Genomic DNA, 15,285 nt, shown 5'->3' on the forward strand with positions numbered 1-15,285 from the left:
GACCCATTACGCAGACTGAACGCCATGTCCGCTGGTCTGCGCGCAAGCGGCTCATCCATGGGCCATGTGCAGCTCGATGCCATCGGCTATCACCTCCCGGACGGCCGAGCGCTTCTCCACGATGTCAGCTTCCGGGTAGGCGAAGGCAGTAAAACCGCGCTGATCGGCCCCAATGGGACCGGCAAGACGACGTTGTTGCGCATCATCGCCGGCGACACCGGTCCTCATGACGGGGCCGTCACCCGGGGCGGGCAGCTCGGGGTGATGCGGCAATTCATCGGTTCCGTTCGTGACGACTCGACCGTCCGCGATCTGCTGTTGTCGGTGGCGCCGGATCCCATCAGAGTGGCCGCCGAACGTTTGGACCGCGCCGAGCTGGCACTCATGGAACGTGACAGCGAACGAGATCAGCTCACGTACGCCCAGGCGCTGGCCGACTGGGCGGATGTGGGCGGGTATGAATTCGAGACCGAATGTGACGTACACACCACCGCTGCCTTGGGAATTCCGTTCGAACTGGCCAGATTTCGCGGGGTCAACACGCTGTCGGGCGGTCAGCAGAAACGTCTGGTACTCGAATCACTGCTGCGCGGTCCGCACCAGGTACTGCTACTTGACGAGCCCGATAACTATCTGGATGTCCCGGCCAAGCGCTGGCTCGAGGACAGGCTCGTGGAGTCGTCCAAGACCGTGCTGTTTGTCAGTCACGATCGCGAGCTGATCAATCACGCGGCGAGTCAGGTCGCCACCTTGGAACCCACCCGGGCCGGGTCCACACTGTGGGTGCACCCGGGGTCGTTCGCTACGTACCATCAGGCGCGGGCGGACCGTAACGCCAAGCTCGCCGAGTTGCGTCGCCGCTGGGACGAACAGCGTTCGGCGCTACGCGATCTGGTGCTGATGTACCGGCAGAAGGCGGCGTACAACTCCGATATGGCCAGCCGGCTGCAAGCGGCCGAGACCCGGCTGCGCCGCTTCGATGAGGCAGGGCCACCCGAAGCGGTTCCACTGCGCCAGAACGTCCGCATGCGTCTTAGCGGCGGCCGCACCGCCAAGCGGGCCGTGATCGCGGAGAACCTCGAATTGAGCGGTCTGACAAAGCCATTCGACGCCGAATTGTGGTACGGCGATCGGGTCGCGGTCCTGGGTGGTAACGGCACCGGCAAGTCGCATTTCCTGCGCCTGCTGGCGTGCGGGGGCAGTGACCCCGAGCCGGATCAGTTGCCGGTGGGCGACATGATTCCCGAAGCCGTGCGCCACGACGGACGACTACGGCTGGGCGCGCGGGTACGTCCGGGGTGGTTCGCGCAGACGCACCATCACGCGGGCCTGATGGAACGCACGCTGCTCGACATCCTGCATCACGGGGACGAACGGCGGGCCGGTCACGGTCGCGAGCAGGCCTCGCGGATCCTGGACCGCTACGGGCTCGCGCCGTCGGCCGAGCAGACCTTCGGCTCGCTCTCGGGTGGGCAACAGGGCCGGTTTCAGATCCTGCTGCTGGAGTTGATGGGGTCGACACTGCTGCTGCTCGACGAGCCGACCGACAACCTGGACCTGCATTCGGCGGAGGCGCTCGAAGATGCGTTGGCAGCCTTCGACGGCACGGTCATCGCCGTCACCCACGATCGATGGTTCGCGCGGACCTTCACTCGCTTCCTCGTCTTCGGCGTGGACGGCAAGGTGAAGGAATCCGTTGAACCCCAATGGGTGTAGCGAAATCTACGACCCGCGTACCCGCTGCACCCCGGCGATGTTGCGCTTTCCGCGGCGAAGCACCAGCCACCCACCGGTGAGGTAGTCGCCGTCACTGGGCGTCCACTCTTCGGCGTCCACTCTGGTGTTGTTGACGTAGACGCCACCCTCCTTGATGGTGCGGCGTGCGGCACCCTTGCTTTCCGAGAGTCCGCTGCTCACCAGCAGGTCCACGATGGTATCGGGTTCCCCGTCGGCGAGCCGCGCAGGCTCACCGTTGCCGGCCTCGGTGAGGGCCGCGGTCAATGTGCCCTCGTCGAGCCGGTCCAACTCGCCCCGGCCGAACAATGCCCCACTGGCAAGTTCGACTGCCTGCGTGGCGCTTTCACCATGGACCAGGGTGGTCACCTCGGCGGCCAGACGACGCTGAGCGGCGCGCTCATGTGCCCGCTCGTCCGTTGCGGTCTCCAGCTCGGAGACTTCGTCGGCGGTCAGGAAGGTGAACCAGCGCAGGTACCGCACCACGTCGGCATCGGCGGTGTTGATGAAGTACTGGTACCAGGCGTACGGACTCGTCATCTCCGGATCGAGCCAGAGGTTGCCGCCCCCCGTGGACTTACCGAACTTGGTGCCGTCGGCCGCCGTCACCAACGGAACGGTCAGCGCGTGCACGGAGGCACCGTCAAGCTGGCGGGCCAGCCGGACGCCGGCGACGATGTTGCCCCATTGGTCCGAGCCGCCGATCTGCAACGAGCAGCCGTAGTTTCGGTACAGCTGCACGTAGTCATTGGCCTGCAACAGCATGTACGAGAATTCGGTATAGGAGATGCCATCTCCCTCCAGGCGCCGCCGGATGGTGTCCCGGTCGAGCATGACGTTCACCGAGAAGTGCTTGCCCAGATCGCGCAGGAACTCCAGGGCGGAGAGCTGACCGGTCCAGTCCAGGTTGTTCGCGACGATGGCCCCGGTTGGGCTGTCATTGAACTCGACGAAACGCTCCAATTGCCCGCGAATCCGATCAGCCCACTCTGCCACGGTGTCCGCACCATGCAGGCTGCGTTCGGAGGTGTCGCGCGGGTCGCCGATGAGACCGGTCGCCCCACCGGCCAGCACGATGGGGCGATGCCCGGCCCGCTGGAATCGGCTCAGGGTCAGCAGCGGCACCAAATGCCCGGCGTGCAGACTTGCGGCGGTGGGGTCGAATCCCCCGTAGACGCTGATCGGCCCCTTCGCGATATCGGCCGCGAGGGTGTCACGGTCGGTCGTCTGCGCGATGAGACCGCGCCAGGTCAGCTCGTCGAGAATGTTGGAAACCACGGCAACGATCATCCCTTATCGGGTTCAGCGTGCCGGATACCGCTCATCCGATCGTGGTCCCGCAGGCCTGCGGAGGTCATCGGCGACGGTCGCGATGACCTCGCGGAGTTCTAGCCGGTCCAGCCAATCCGGTGGCAGGCTCGGTGTGCCCCACATCGCACCGAGGAGATTCCCCGTGATGGACCCGGTGGAATCGGAGTCACCGGAATGGTTCACCGACAACCGGATTCCGTCCTTGAAATCATGCGCACCGGCAGCCGCCCAGATACCGATGGCAAGTGCCTCCTCCCCGACCCACCCGCCACCGAGCGCAGAGGCGATCCGTTCCGGAGTCGGCCGCTCGTGCGCGGCGAGTTCGAGACTTCTACGCAAGGCGCCGGATGTCTCCTCGTGCCCGGAATGTGCGGCGAGCACATCGAGCGCCATGCGCACCGACTCCGCCAGAGTCGCTGCGGCCGCCACTCGGTTGATGATCACCGCGAAAGCCCCGGCACTGAGATAACCGCTGGGATGTGAATGTGTGAGCGCGCCCAAATCAGCGGCCAGCTCGAAGGCCCTGACGGGATCGGGCTCGGCAAGACCCACCGGTGCCGCGCGCATCACCGCCCCGCAACCCTTGGAGTTGTTCAGCAGGTGTATACGCGAACCCCGCTCGCGGACAGGTGAACTGGTGGATTCCAGTGCCGACAGACATGTCTTTCCGGGTGCACGCAGCGAGTGCAGCCCGGGGACGGTGACCAACCAGCCGTCGAGAACCTCGGCGGGCACCTGGCCACCCTGGGTGTGCAACCATCGCAGATAGGCGCGGTGGGCGATCTCGGCTGGCTCGGAATCAGGCGCACGACGCGCCCGGATGAGTGCTTCGGCCGTGAACAGCGTCATCTGCGTGTCGTCGGTGATGAGCAGCGGCTGCCCCGGTGGAGGTTCGGCAATGCCCCCGGGCCCGAACTGCAGCCGGATCTGGTCGATGTCGTCGAACTCGACGAGCCCCCCGAGGGTATCACCGAGCGCACCCCCGAGCAGTGCGGCGCCGCCCGGTTCCTCAGACGTCAATCGAGGCATATGGACCAGTATCCGGTTGCGGAGCGCGTGGACTGCGCCGGTACACGGATACCTCCGGATATCCGGGCAGCCAGAATCGCCATGGACGATCCGCCGCCGTGCTGACACCCACGCGCGGCCCCGACTGGGCCTTCTGCTTGCGCCTCAACACGACCCGCACCGGGCTGGAAGCGGAGAAAACGTCGACGCCGTTGTCTTCGGGGGTGATCCCCAGCGCGGCGCCCAAATTTCCGGGGCCGCGAGCCAGACCCGCGTCGTTACGGGCGGTCGGGCGGCGCTGCCAGCCCAAAGGTGCTCCATCCACAATCGCCGCCGCCCGCATCAACACTCCGCCGGCGACACCGTCCGGACCACACACCACGTTGGCACACAGATGAATTCCGTGACTTCGGTATACGTAGAGGTGGCCGGCGGGCCCGAACATCACCCGGTTGCGAGGCGTCGGCCCGCGGAACGAGTGTGAGGCGGGATCGGGCCACGGCCCATCGGGTACACCCCCGTAGGCCTCAACCTCGACGATCACCGCGAGGACCCCACGCGATTCGATGGTGGCGCCGAGCAGGCGCACTGCGGCCTTGGCGGGATGGGTCCTCAGAATCGCGGCACTCACCCCACGATTGTCCTTGACAGCCGTGGCAGACAAGCCCATATTCATCCCATGGTGAGTTCATCCGTCGGTGAGTTAGCTACCGCGGTGGCATCGGGTTTGTCCGCCGTCACGCTGCGCCGCCGGACATCGTGACTCCCAAACGGCCGGGCCGTCGGCCAGGAACGAGCAGCGCCCGCGACGATATTCTCGCTAGCGCGCGAAAGTTGTTCTCAGTTAATGGAATCGATAAGACATCCATGCGATCCATCGCCTCTGATGCCGGTGTCGATCCCGCACTGATCCACCACTACTTCGGCACGAAGCTGGATCTTTTCCGCGAGGTGGTCCAGCTGCCGGTCGATCCGCAGGTGGTGCTGCAACCGCTGTGGGACATTCCCGTCGAGGAACTCGGAATCGCGATCCCGCGGCTCATCATCCCGTTCTGGGACTCGGAATTGGGCGCAAACGTGCTGGCACTGTTCCGGTCGGCACTCAGCGGCGCAGATGACGGCCTGGTTCGGGTCTTCTTCCGCGAGGTCCTGGTCAACATCATCGCCGAACGCGTGGACAGCCCGGCCGGGAGCGGAGCACTGCGTGCCGAGTTCGCGATCACGCAGATGGCCGGGATTCTGGTGGCGCGATACATCATGGAGGTTGAGCCGTTGGCCTCGCTGACGGCTGAGGAGATAGCCCTCACCGTGGGACCGAACATTCAGCGGTATCTGACCGGCGAGCTACCGGTCTTCACTCGGTGAAGCGCTGGTGCTCCTCGTCGGTCACCTCGCGGGCCTCGTCGGGCAGGAGCACCGGAATGGAGTTCTCGATCCGGTAGGCCTTGCGCAGACGGGGGTTATAGAGAAGGCCGTCCGTCTCACCACCGACGAGCAGGAGTGCCCCGCGATCGATGGGGCAGACCAGGATGTCTAGAAGTGCAGCGTCAAGAGGCATGTCGGTGGTGTCAGCCCAGCGGGATGTTCTCGTTGAAGATCTGCTGGCCGCCGCCACCGCTGACGCCGATACCCGGTCCGGGACTGACGTTCGGCGGTCCACCGTTCGGGTTGTTCGACCCGTTGGTGCCGCTGATGCCGATGTGAACGGGCTGCTGCGGCTTCTGCGCGGCCTTGAGGAACTGGGACTGTGTTGCGATGACCGACTTCAGGGTGTTGATCAGCGGCATCTGGCTGGGGCGTTTGTCCAGTGCGGCCTTGAGGGCGTCGTTCTGCGCCGAGCTGACCTGGGCGCCCCTGGCACGCAGCTGCAGTGAGGTGCGGACCAGGTTCGATACCTGCCCACCACTGGTTCCGGTGGAGTACTCGTGCGCGATGTCGTCCAATACGTCGGCGCTGGCCGTGCCAACACCGGGCCCGAACACCAGGGCTGCGGAGAGGCCGGCGGAGGCCAGAGCTGTGCCAGCGAGGGCACGTAGGCGTGTCGGCATGACGAGTTCCTTCCGGTATCGCGGACGTCAGCCTAACAACAACCCGTCATATGAGCAGCGGAAGGCGATGGGACCGGCGCTGGCGCGCCCTGTGCGGGCTACTGCGCGGCGTCCTGAAGCGCGTCGTACGTCGCGGCGGTTAACCGGTGGTACGCGCCGGATTCAGGGTCCAAATACCAGGTCTGGCGTCCCGGTTTCGGCAACCCCGATTCCCGAAGGTGTGTGGTGGAAGGGCGGTAGGTCGCACTGAAGGGCAGATTGGGTACCACCTTGACGATGTCCGGGCGTTCCGAGATCGGCACCGACACGAAGGCCTCCGCGAGATCCGCCGGCGATATCGCCTCACCGGGGCGAAGCACCACCGCGGTCACCGCGACGCTGGCCTCGCCGGACTCCACGGGGTACGTCGCAACCAGATCGATTGCACTCACCGAACCCAGTGCGTGACTGGTGGCTTCGGCGTACACAACGCCGTGTGCGGTACGGATCGCGGTGTTTCGGCCGTCGAGCATCCAGAAATCGCCGTCCTCATCGCGGCGGAACAGAGATTCCGACGACACCCAGGTATCGCCAGGCGCGAACACGCCGCGCCGAACCGCAGCAGCGGGATCCACATCACCGGGCGGCTTCGCCAAGAGCAGACCGACCTCGCCGGGCTTGGCGATCTGCACGAACCCGTCCTCCCCCTCGATGATGACGTCGTCGACAGGGTCGTATGCGGCGAGCCGAACCTTGCCGCCGCCGGGCAGTGGCCGCCCCTTGCTGCCGATTTTGGTACCGGACACGTTGGCCAACACCGCTTCGCCGTCGGTCGTCGCGAAGAACTCGACGACATGGGCAGGTGCGAATCTCTCGGTGACGCGCCGCCATAGACCCGACGGCATGCCCGAACCGATGAACAACCGCACCGGGTGGTGCGCACCCAACGCCAGCGAAGGATCGTCGATGACCTCATGCATCATCGCCCAGGTGTAGGACACCACGGTCACGCCGTACTGGTGGATCTCCTGGACAAAACGATCGGGATTGAGCCCGCGCGACAGCGCAATTCGCGCGCCACCGGCCACCGCGCCGCCCAGGCTCACCAAGAGGCCGGACTGATGATGCAGTGGCGTGAGGCAGTACACGGTGTCATTGGACGTCAGCGCGGCGGCCGACGCGGTACCGAATGCCGACAACGCCCACCGATGGTTGGTGATCTGCTTGGGCACCAGCCGGGATCCGTATCCGCTGAACATCACGAAAGCCAGATCGCGGGCCTGCCCGGGGTCTGGCCGGTACCAGCCGGGCAGCTCGACGGCATCGGGGTCGATCTGCTCCATATCGATGATCGAGCCGTCGTCCGGAATGGACAGATCGCGCGACTCACCACCGCCAAGTACCAAGATATGCACGGGAAGACCTTGTGCGACAGGAAGGTTCGGTGGATCGGTGAGCAGTTCGGAAATCTCCCCCAGCTTCACCGCGACTTCCAGGTCCGCATCGGGTGGCAGCAGCACAGCCACGGCCCCCAGACGGGACAGCGCGGCGATCGCCACCAGGGCGCTGGGCCGGGTCTCCATCAGGACACCTACCCGGACACCTTGTCGCACACCCACCTGGATGAGGCCCCGGACCACGTTGTTGATGCGGCGGTCCACCGCCTCATAGGTATGCACCCGGCCGTCGAACAAGAAGCTCTCACCATGTGGAGTGCGGCGCGCCTGTTCGGTCATCAACCGGCCCAGCGAGATTCGGGTGTGATCGTGGATCTGGCCCAGTCGCGTCAACCGTGGCAGTGTACGAACCGCCTCGACGGCAATGGATTTCACCGACTTGTTGGCAGCCGCGGCAGCCGCTCCCGCGGTGCGGGCGGCGGCGATGGCGACCTCGGTGGTGGTGCTCAAACCGTGGGCGACCCGAGACGTGAGTGGCACACCGCCGCCGTCGAGCTGACCGCTTTCGTGCTCATACATGAGGTCTACCGCCGGGGGTTTGGACGCCTCGCCCTCACGCCATTGCACCCACTGGCTCACCGTCGGCCAGGTCTGCGCCACCGCGGTCGAGCCGACCACCAGACCGAAGTGGCCGGCGCGGATGAGGTATTCGTACACGTCGGCCTTCGGCGCGGCACGCAGGATGCCGCGCACCGAGGCCGGCTGTCCGATGTCGTCGACCTCGCCGACCACTGCCAGCACCGGGCAGGTGATGTCGCTGAGCGTGACCACGCGATCGTTGACGGTGAAGCCGCCGGTGGTCATCCGGTTGTGCACCACGAACTGGCGCAGCAGCTCCGCGATCGCGGGCCCCGACCAGGCGATCCAGCCCTCGTTGGCCAGGAACTTGCGCTGCTGCTCGCGCGGGAGCAGCGCATCGCGGTCGTGTAGCTGCCGTAGGAAGTCGAGACGGCCCTTCACCGTCTTGACCGGGTCCAGCATCTGGAACCCGATGCGCGCCGACCATGCCGGAATGGAGAACCGGCTGAATATGTGGTCGGCCATGAACTCGGCGATATCGGCCGAAAGCCCCGCGGGCATGCCCATGGGCATGGCGGCGTTGGCGTCGACCGGCGAACCGAAGGTGATGATGCTCGCGATGGTGCGCGACTTGCGCAGTGCCGCAGTCTGATAGCAGAACATGCCACCCTGTGAATATCCGGCCAGGTGTACCTGCCGGCCGGTGATCCGGTGCACGGTTTCGATGGCGTCGCTGACGGCCACCACGTGATCGGACAGGGTGCGCTCCATGCCCCCGGCCATCCGGTCGGGGCTGCCGAAGTCGATGACCCACGGATCGATGCCCTCACGGTGCAGGATGCCGACGGCGCCGCCGTCCTGGGTCACGTCCCACATGTCGGCGGCCATCATCATCGGGTGCACCATCAGGACCACGGGCCCGGCATCTTCGGCGCCGGAGGACCCCGGTGCGAAGTAGCGGCGCAACCGGTACATGGGGACGCTCTCGATGATCTGGTGCGAGGACGCGGTGCTGCCGGTCTCGAGTCCACCGAGACGCAGGACCTCCAGCCCATTCTGCGCGGTGGCGGCCAGGCGGGCGACGGGCTTGGTCAAGGAGGAGAGATTGAAGGACACAGCTGCTCCTTAGATACCGATCATCCGCAGTATTGCCCAGGTGAGGGCCTGCATATCCTGTCACAGCGGGCCCATCGGGCTGACCGAATCCCAGCCACCGGATCGGAAGCGACGCCGTGATACGAGGCTCTACGATGGCGCGGTGGGGAATCTGTTGCTGCGACCGCTGCGCCTCTGGGTGATGTACCTGCCTCAACTGGCCGCTTGCTATCTGCTGGGCCTGTTGGGGCGCAACATCGTCATCGAGCTGGCGGCCAAATATGCGTGGAACAACTATCTCGTGGTCGACCTACTGATGCCCTTCGCGGGTCTGGCCCGGCTGGGGTCGATCATCGCGATGTTCCTGGTCCTGCGCTCGGCGATTCCGGTGTTGGCGGCCATGCCCAGGATCTCCCTGCGCAATGTCGACATATTCGCCAATGTTGTACTGCCGTTCTTTGTTATCTACCTGGCGTGGAAGATGTTCCAGGACGACTGGCTGACCTACGAGCAGAAGGCGATGTGGCACCGCGTGGGCGCCCACATGACGACCGGCACCAAGGTGGTCAACTTGGGGGATGTTCCGGTGACGAATTACGTCTGGGTACTGATCGCCGGTGCATTTGCACTACGGCTCGTGTTGAACCTCAAATTCATCAAGAACAGGCTGCCCGGGTGGTTTGTTTTCATCAGGGTGTACTTGGATGCCTTGTGGGTCTTCCTGGTGTTGTCCTTCTCCGCCAGCAAGGGCGTGAACTTCTTCCTGAGCCCATCGGCCTGGTTCAAGGAACGCCGCATCGTGGTCTGGTTTGACGAAATGCGCAGCGAACTGTTCTCGCATTTTCGCCCTTTGGAGGTTCTCTGGGGCTTTGTTAGTGACGCGTGGCATATCGTCTGGGGAGCAGCGGCCGTACCGCTGATCTGGCTGGCTATCGCCGGCATCATTTATGGCTCGTCCAGTAACGCCAGCTGGCGGGGAGTGCTTCGGCGGCTGGCGGGTATTGACAGCCAGGTGGTGGCCGACAGACTCGCACCCACCCGAGATCAGGTCCAGCGTCGGGTGACCAGCAGGGTGTCCGAGCAGACCAGGGGTAAGGCCAAGGATTGGCTGCTCTCGCAGTTCGGCAGCGCTAAACCTATTGTCGATTCGGCGCGCCTGGTGTTGCACGGAGGACTAGTCCTGCTGTCTGGCTATGTATTGGTGTATCTCTGCTTGGCGTGGCTGGACATGTCCGACAGTTTCCTCACCACGCAAATGCAGGTCGGCGGATACCTGACCCGTGGTTTTGCCTGGATATTAGGACCACATCCGCTGTCGTTCTGGAATGGTGTCGCGCCTGTATTGACGGCGATTTCAGGTGTTCTCGTTTCCTCCCTGAGGGTATGCGTCATCGCATCTGTCTTCGCCCATTGCGTCGAAAAGGCAGAGGCGGAAGCGGCGGCGCTACATGACAACGAGGTTGTCGACTACCCAGCCGACTCGGAAGACGCTCTCGCGGCAAATCCCGTTGTCGCCGATCGGTAGAACTAAGACAGCTCAAATCTGACCAAGATTTGGGCACTGCCGCCTACGGGGTTCACCAGATCGATGGCGGTCAGCGTGACATCGTCGGGCACCAGGAAGGTGAACTGAAGGTTTCCCGGTTTGTCGCAATGATCGACGACGCCGTCTGGGGGCGGCACCGTATACAACAGGAACGGGGCCTCCGGCCATTGATGTTCACCGTCAGTGATTCTTCCGTCGCAGAAGAAATTCTGAGGAACGGGACCGGAGCGTTCTATCGTGACCACCGCCAGCTCGGCTCCTTTCGGAATGACCCCATTGGCGCCGTGCGGGGCCTTGCCGAGACGTCTGACTCCAGCGAGGCGCCACGTCTGTCCGTACGCCTCTCCCGACTGGCCGGTCGCGATCAGATGGAGTGGGACCACACTCGCTCGATAGTCCCGCCACGAATCACGGAACGAGACAGCCCATACCCCGGAGAACACCGCGATGACAATCACTCCCGCGACGGCATTACGAAACCACAGGCGCGAACGTAACGGCAGTTGGTCCGGGGCGTGCTCGCGGCGGTGCCGCGGGGCATCGGTGCTGGTTTGCATTTCGCTCATTGCTTGCCCACCACCGTTTTGGGGAGCGCGATAACGGACGCCCGGGGTGCATGCTCGTTGTCGAGCGGAATATCGATCACGAGCCGTGAATCCCATTTGTACTGTCCGGCGGCGTAGAAAATGTACAACTTCGCTGAGCGGGCATCCTCAAGCACACTTGAGCTGACCTCGAAAACAAAAACCCCGGTTTCGGGGATCAGCGGAGTCAGACGTGCACCCAGTAACGTGGATCCCTCAAGTCGGCTGTCAGGTGTGTAGCCCTTATCGCCGAGCGCCAGGATCGCGTCAGCCTGTGAGGCCTCCGTCATTGATGTGATGGTGAGTTTGACGACGACCCATTGACCGGCGGACTTGATGTTTCGCTGACGCGGAGAAAAACCGGTGTGTTTGACGACTGGCCCGATCCCGACCTTGGTCACCGTGGCCGAGAACAACCGGCCGGTTACCGAACTTCCCATCGTGCCGTGAACATCAAAGGCATTTTGAGTCTCGGCGGCTGACGGAAGGCGATTCCAGACGTAGACGGAGGCAGAAAGTAAAACAGCCACCACCGCAGCCGTCACGGATATGCGCAGAAGCGGCGAGGAGGCCCGGAAAGGCAAGAGTTTCTTCGGGAAGTTCACGAAGACACCTCCACAGGCACAGTGGTTGTTGCGCTCTTGCCGTCATCAACCCAGCCCTCGCCATAGAGCACCAGGCCACGGCTAAATTTCCGGTATGGCACCTGAATCGACACCGTGGATCCGGGTAGTACAGCGGCAGAAGGGACGCTCCACACCACTGCCACCTTCTCGGTGATATCAGGTTGCAGCCCGACCAAAAAGCTGCCGTCTTCGATCCGGAGAGTCACGGCGCGCTGGCCCTGGAACTGAGAAATGTCTTGTACATCGGGCACATTCGGCAGGGAAAACTGGCTGCTGACCACGTCGACGCGATCGGAGTTGTTGGTGACCTCCGCAAGGACCGCAAGATACATGCGTCCCGGCTTCTCTTTTGCGATCACCGCTCCACCGCCGACGATTTCCGATCGCAGAACGGCCTTTTGCACAGTGATGGTGAATTCACCATTGTCGAAAGGCTTGCCAAGATCGAATGTCTGTGGAGTCTTGTCCACGGCGTCCAAGCCACCGAATCCCGCAGTCGTCACAATCGCGAGCACAGTGACCACATGCCACATCTGCACGAACTCAAGGTCGTTCCACCACGTCCGGATCCACGCGACGGACCGACCGATCACACCATGTGGTGCGGGCGGCTCGGTGACTTCCGCGTCGGTGGGCGGGGTCGCCAGCGAAGTGTCGCTACCTGGCCGACGCCATGCCGCGTTCGGGTCGTCCGGTCTTGCTCCCCCCGGACCGGGGCCCGACCAAGTCGGGTCCGGCTCACCGTCCATGCCTGGATGTTAGCGGCTCTGACCGCGCAGCACGTTGAGACGTGCCAACACCAGTTCGCGCTGCTCAGCAACGCGCTCCGGTGCGGTGCCCCCGCGCGCGTTGCGGGAACCGACCGATCCGGCGGTGGTCAGTACGGCACGCACCTCACCGGTCAACTCGGGGTGAATGGCGGCGAGTTCAGCGTCGGTGAGGTCCTCCAGACCGACACCGCGGGCCTCGGCGACACGAACCGCCTCCCCTGCCGCCTCATGCGCGACGCGGAACGGTACGCCCTGACGCACCATCCACTCGGCCAGGTCGGTGGCCAGGGTGAACCCCGCCGGGGCGAGGGCCGCCATGCGCTCGGTGCGGAACCGCAGTGTCGCGACCAGGCCGGCCATCGCGGGCAGCAGGAGTTCCAGCTGCGCCACCGAATCGAACAGCGGTTCCTTGTCCTCTTGCAGATCACGGTTGTAGGCCAGCGGCTGGGCCTTCAAGGTGGCGAGGAGGCCGGTGAGGTTTCCGATCAGGCGCCCCGATTTACCGCGGGCCAGCTCGGCGATATCAGGATTCTTCTTCTGCGGCATGATCGAGCTACCGGTAGACCAAGAATCGTCGAGTTCGGCATAGCCGAATTCTGTTGTGCTCCAGAGAATGATGTCCTCGGAGAGGCGCGACAGATCGACGGCGATCATCGCGAAGACGAAGGCGGCCTCGGCCGCGAAATCGCGAGCCGACGTCGCATCGATCGAATTATCCATGGCCGCAGTGAATCCCAGATCCGACGCGATGGCGTCCGGGTCCAGGCCTAGCGAGGATCCTGCCAGTGCGCCGGCCCCATAGGGCGAGACGGCCGTACGCCGGTCCCAGTCGACGAGTCGGTCCACATCACGCAGCAGTGGCTGCGCATGGGCGAGCAGATGGTGGGCGAGCAGCACGGGTTGGGCGGCCTGCAGATGAGTCTTGCCCGGCATGATCGCCTCGGGATGTGCACCGGCCTGATCGGCCAAGGCCTGCACCACGTCGAGCACGTCGTCGGACACCCGCCCGGCCGCATCGCGCAGCCACATCCGGAACAGCGTGGCCACCTGATCATTTCGGGAGCGACCGGCGCGCAGACGACCACCCACATCGGCTCCGACACGTTCGATGAGTCCGCGTTCGAGAGCGCCGTGCACATCCTCGTCGGTGTCGGCAGGCACGAACTGTCCGGAAGCGACGTCCCGGTCCAGCTGTTGCAGCCCGTCCACCAAGGCCGACAGTTGCTCATCGGTCAGCAGGTCGGCCTTGCGCAACACCCGAGCGTGCGCGATCGATGCCCGAATGTCGTACGGCGCCAGCACCCAATCGAAATGAGTGGACTTGCTCAGTGCTGCCAGCGCGGGCGCGGGCCCGCCAGCGAACCGGCCACCCCACAGCGATCCCTCGTTGGTGCTCACTTCCCCGACAGATCCCGCTGTGCGGAGATCTTCGACGACAGGCCGTGGATGTGCACGAATCCCTTGGCACTCGACTGATCGAAGCTGTCGCCCTCGTCGTAGGTGGCCAGGTTGAAGTCGTACAGAGACTCGGCGCTGCGGCGGCCGTTCACCGCGATGTTTCCACCATGGAGCACCAGTCGAATGTCACCGGAGACATGCTGCTGGGTGTCCGCGACAAATGCCTCCAGTGAGCGCTTCAGCGGCGAGTACCAGAGGCCGTCGTACACCAGCTCAGCCCACTTCTGGTCGGTGTGGCGCTTGTACCGGCCGAGCTCACGCTCCAGGGTGACGTGCTCCAGCTCCTCATGCGCGGTGATGAGGACCATCGCGCCTGGCGCTTCGTAGATTTCACGGCTCTTGATGCCGACCAATCGATCCTCGACGACGTCGAGACGGCCCACACCCTGCGCCCCGGCACGCCGGTTGAGCTCCACGATGGCTTCCAACACGGTGACCGGGTTGCCGTCGATCGCGGTGGGCACACCCTTGTCGAAGGTGATGATCAGCTCGTCGGGTGCGCCCCAGTTGAGGGTCGGGTCCTCGGTGTAGTCGTACACGTCCTTGGTCGGGGCATTCCAAAGGTCTTCCAGGAAACCAGTTTCCACCGCACGGCCCCACACGTTCTGGTCGATGGAGAACGGCGACTTCTTCGTCACGTTGATCGGGATCTCGTTCTCGGCGGCGAACGCAATGGCCTTCTCGCGGGTCCATGCGTAGTCGCGGACCGGAGCGAGCACCTCCAGATCCGGTGCCAGCGAGGCAAATCCGACTTCGAAGCGCACCTGATCGTTGCCCTTGCCGGTGCAGCCGTGCGCCACGATCCCGCCGCCATGCTCGCGGGCGGCGGCCACCAGATGCTTGACGATCAACGGACGGCTGATCGCCGACACCAGCGGATAACGATCCATGTACAGCGCGTTGGACTGCACGGTCGGCAAGCAGTACTCGTCGGCGAACTCATCGCGGGCATCGACGACAACCGCCTCGACGGCGCCACAGTCGAGGGCACGCTGGCGCACCACCTCCATGTCCTCGCCGCCCTGGCCGAGGTCGATGGCAACCGCCACCACCTCGCGGCCGGTTTCCTTGCCGATCCAGCTGATCGCTACCGAGGTGTCGAGCCCGCCCGAGTAGGCCAGGATTACGCGGTCACTGCTAGTCATGTCTT

The 15,285-nt window shown here is 64.4% G+C and carries 14 protein-coding genes; 3 read left to right on the plus strand and 11 right to left on the minus strand.

What is annotated here, in order from left to right; genetic code table 11:
- Nucleotides 1-57 precede the first annotated feature (57 nt).
- Nucleotides 58-1,716, plus strand: coding sequence for an ATP-binding cassette domain-containing protein (locus AOT83_RS22815; protein ID WP_057964005.1), 1,659 nt, complete (start codon nucleotides 58-60; stop codon nucleotides 1,714-1,716).
- 6 nt (nucleotides 1,717-1,722) lie between these two features.
- On the opposite strand, the gene tyrS is transcribed toward AOT83_RS22815, so the two are convergent.
- The 3 genes from tyrS to AOT83_RS22830 are packed head-to-tail and all read right to left on the minus strand — an operon-like array spanning nucleotide 1,723 to nucleotide 4,684.
- Nucleotides 1,723-3,024: a tyrosine--tRNA ligase gene (gene tyrS, locus AOT83_RS22820; protein WP_057963941.1), complete on the minus strand. Its 1,302-nt coding sequence runs from the start codon at nucleotides 3,022-3,024 to the stop codon at nucleotides 1,723-1,725.
- A 12-nt stretch (nucleotides 3,025-3,036) separates the two neighbouring features.
- Nucleotides 3,037-4,074: an ADP-ribosylglycohydrolase family protein gene (locus AOT83_RS22825; protein ID WP_057963942.1), complete on the minus strand. Its 1,038-nt coding sequence runs from the start codon at nucleotides 4,072-4,074 to the stop codon at nucleotides 3,037-3,039.
- Entirely contained in the window at nucleotides 4,055-4,684 is a 630-nt protein-coding gene (locus AOT83_RS22830) for a DNA-3-methyladenine glycosylase (protein ID WP_078343181.1), read from the minus strand. The genes AOT83_RS22825 and AOT83_RS22830 overlap by 20 nt, the downstream gene beginning before the upstream one ends.
- A 128-nt stretch (nucleotides 4,685-4,812) precedes the next feature.
- Between AOT83_RS22830 and AOT83_RS22835 the strand changes: the two genes are divergently transcribed.
- On the plus strand, nucleotides 4,813-5,418 hold the full coding sequence (locus AOT83_RS22835; RefSeq protein ID WP_057963944.1) for a TetR family transcriptional regulator: 606 nt from the start codon (nucleotides 4,813-4,815) through the stop codon (nucleotides 5,416-5,418).
- Here the strand turns inward: AOT83_RS22835 and AOT83_RS22840 are convergent.
- The 3 genes from AOT83_RS22840 to AOT83_RS22850 form a co-directional block, all read right to left on the minus strand.
- Complete coding sequence (locus AOT83_RS22840; protein WP_057963945.1) at nucleotides 5,408-5,611, minus strand: Trm112 family protein; 204 nt, start codon at nucleotides 5,609-5,611, stop codon at nucleotides 5,408-5,410. The genes AOT83_RS22835 and AOT83_RS22840 overlap by 11 nt on opposite strands.
- A gap of 10 nt (nucleotides 5,612-5,621) precedes the next feature.
- Nucleotides 5,622-6,101 (minus strand): hypothetical protein, encoded by a 480-nt coding sequence (locus AOT83_RS22845; protein WP_030098033.1) that lies wholly within the window; start codon nucleotides 6,099-6,101, stop codon nucleotides 5,622-5,624.
- Nucleotides 6,102-6,199: 98 nt separating this feature from the next.
- Nucleotides 6,200-9,172 carry an acyl-CoA synthetase gene (locus AOT83_RS22850; protein ID WP_057963946.1) on the minus strand — a complete coding sequence of 991 codons (2,973 nt, stop codon included), beginning with the start codon at nucleotides 9,170-9,172 and terminating at the stop codon, nucleotides 6,200-6,202.
- A 181-nt stretch (nucleotides 9,173-9,353) separates the two neighbouring features.
- Here AOT83_RS22850 and AOT83_RS22855 point away from each other — a divergent pair, with 181 nt between their 5' ends.
- The gene (locus AOT83_RS22855) at nucleotides 9,354-10,676 is read left to right on the plus strand and encodes a hypothetical protein (protein WP_044105780.1); all 1,323 of its coding nucleotides are present in this window, start codon (nucleotides 9,354-9,356) and stop codon (nucleotides 10,674-10,676) included.
- A 2-nt stretch (nucleotides 10,677-10,678) separates the two neighbouring features.
- Here AOT83_RS22855 and AOT83_RS28260 read toward each other — a convergent pair whose 3' ends face one another.
- From AOT83_RS28260 to AOT83_RS22880, 5 genes are read right to left on the minus strand one after another with little or no spacing between them, the layout of a single operon-like run.
- Nucleotides 10,679-11,263 (minus strand): hypothetical protein, encoded by a 585-nt coding sequence (locus tag AOT83_RS28260; protein ID WP_232783322.1) that lies wholly within the window; start codon nucleotides 11,261-11,263, stop codon nucleotides 10,679-10,681.
- Nucleotides 11,260-11,886, minus strand: a complete 627-nt coding sequence (locus AOT83_RS22865; RefSeq protein ID WP_030098037.1) for a hypothetical protein — start codon at nucleotides 11,884-11,886, stop codon at nucleotides 11,260-11,262. Before AOT83_RS22865 ends, AOT83_RS28260 begins: the two co-directional genes overlap by 4 nt.
- Nucleotides 11,883-12,656 carry a hypothetical protein gene (locus tag AOT83_RS22870; RefSeq protein WP_057963947.1) on the minus strand — a complete coding sequence of 258 codons (774 nt, stop codon included), beginning with the start codon at nucleotides 12,654-12,656 and terminating at the stop codon, nucleotides 11,883-11,885. The genes AOT83_RS22865 and AOT83_RS22870 overlap by 4 nt, the downstream gene beginning before the upstream one ends.
- Nucleotides 12,657-12,665: 9 nt before the next feature.
- The gene (argH, locus tag AOT83_RS22875; RefSeq protein WP_057963948.1) at nucleotides 12,666-14,075 is read right to left on the minus strand and encodes an argininosuccinate lyase; all 1,410 of its coding nucleotides are present in this window, start codon (nucleotides 14,073-14,075) and stop codon (nucleotides 12,666-12,668) included.
- Complete coding sequence (locus AOT83_RS22880; RefSeq protein ID WP_030098040.1) at nucleotides 14,072-15,280, minus strand: argininosuccinate synthase; 1,209 nt, start codon at nucleotides 15,278-15,280, stop codon at nucleotides 14,072-14,074. Before AOT83_RS22880 ends, argH begins: the two co-directional genes overlap by 4 nt.
- Between the last annotated feature and the right edge of the window lie 5 nt (nucleotides 15,281-15,285).

Source organism: Mycobacteroides sp. H001 (genome assembly GCF_001440005.1).
Lineage (GTDB): Bacteria > Actinomycetota > Actinomycetes > Mycobacteriales > Mycobacteriaceae > Mycobacterium > Mycobacterium gwanakae.

What these genes read in the sequence shown, in the direction of transcription:
- AOT83_RS22815 (WP_057964005.1), top strand. Translation starts at nt 58, where the DNA reads ATGGGCCATGTGCAGCTCGATGCCATCGGCTATCACCTCCCGGACGGC.
- tyrS (WP_057963941.1), bottom strand. Translation starts at nt 3,024, where the DNA reads ATGATCGTTGCCGTGGTTTCCAACATTCTCGACGAGCTGACCTGGCGC.
- AOT83_RS22825 (WP_057963942.1), bottom strand. Translation starts at nt 4,074, where the DNA reads ATGCCTCGATTGACGTCTGAGGAACCGGGCGGCGCCGCACTGCTCGGG.
- AOT83_RS22840 (WP_057963945.1), bottom strand. Translation starts at nt 5,611, where the DNA reads ATGCCTCTTGACGCTGCACTTCTAGACATCCTGGTCTGCCCCATCGAT.
- AOT83_RS22845 (WP_030098033.1), bottom strand. Translation starts at nt 6,101, where the DNA reads ATGCCGACACGCCTACGTGCCCTCGCTGGCACAGCTCTGGCCTCCGCC.
- AOT83_RS22855 (WP_044105780.1), top strand. Translation starts at nt 9,354, where the DNA reads ATGTACCTGCCTCAACTGGCCGCTTGCTATCTGCTGGGCCTGTTGGGG.
- AOT83_RS28260 (WP_232783322.1), bottom strand. Translation starts at nt 11,263, where the DNA reads ATGAGCGAAATGCAAACCAGCACCGATGCCCCGCGGCACCGCCGCGAG.
- AOT83_RS22870 (WP_057963947.1), bottom strand. Translation starts at nt 12,656, where the DNA reads ATGGACGGTGAGCCGGACCCGACTTGGTCGGGCCCCGGTCCGGGGGGA.
- AOT83_RS22880 (WP_030098040.1), bottom strand. Translation starts at nt 15,280, where the DNA reads ATGACTAGCAGTGACCGCGTAATCCTGGCCTACTCGGGCGGGCTCGAC.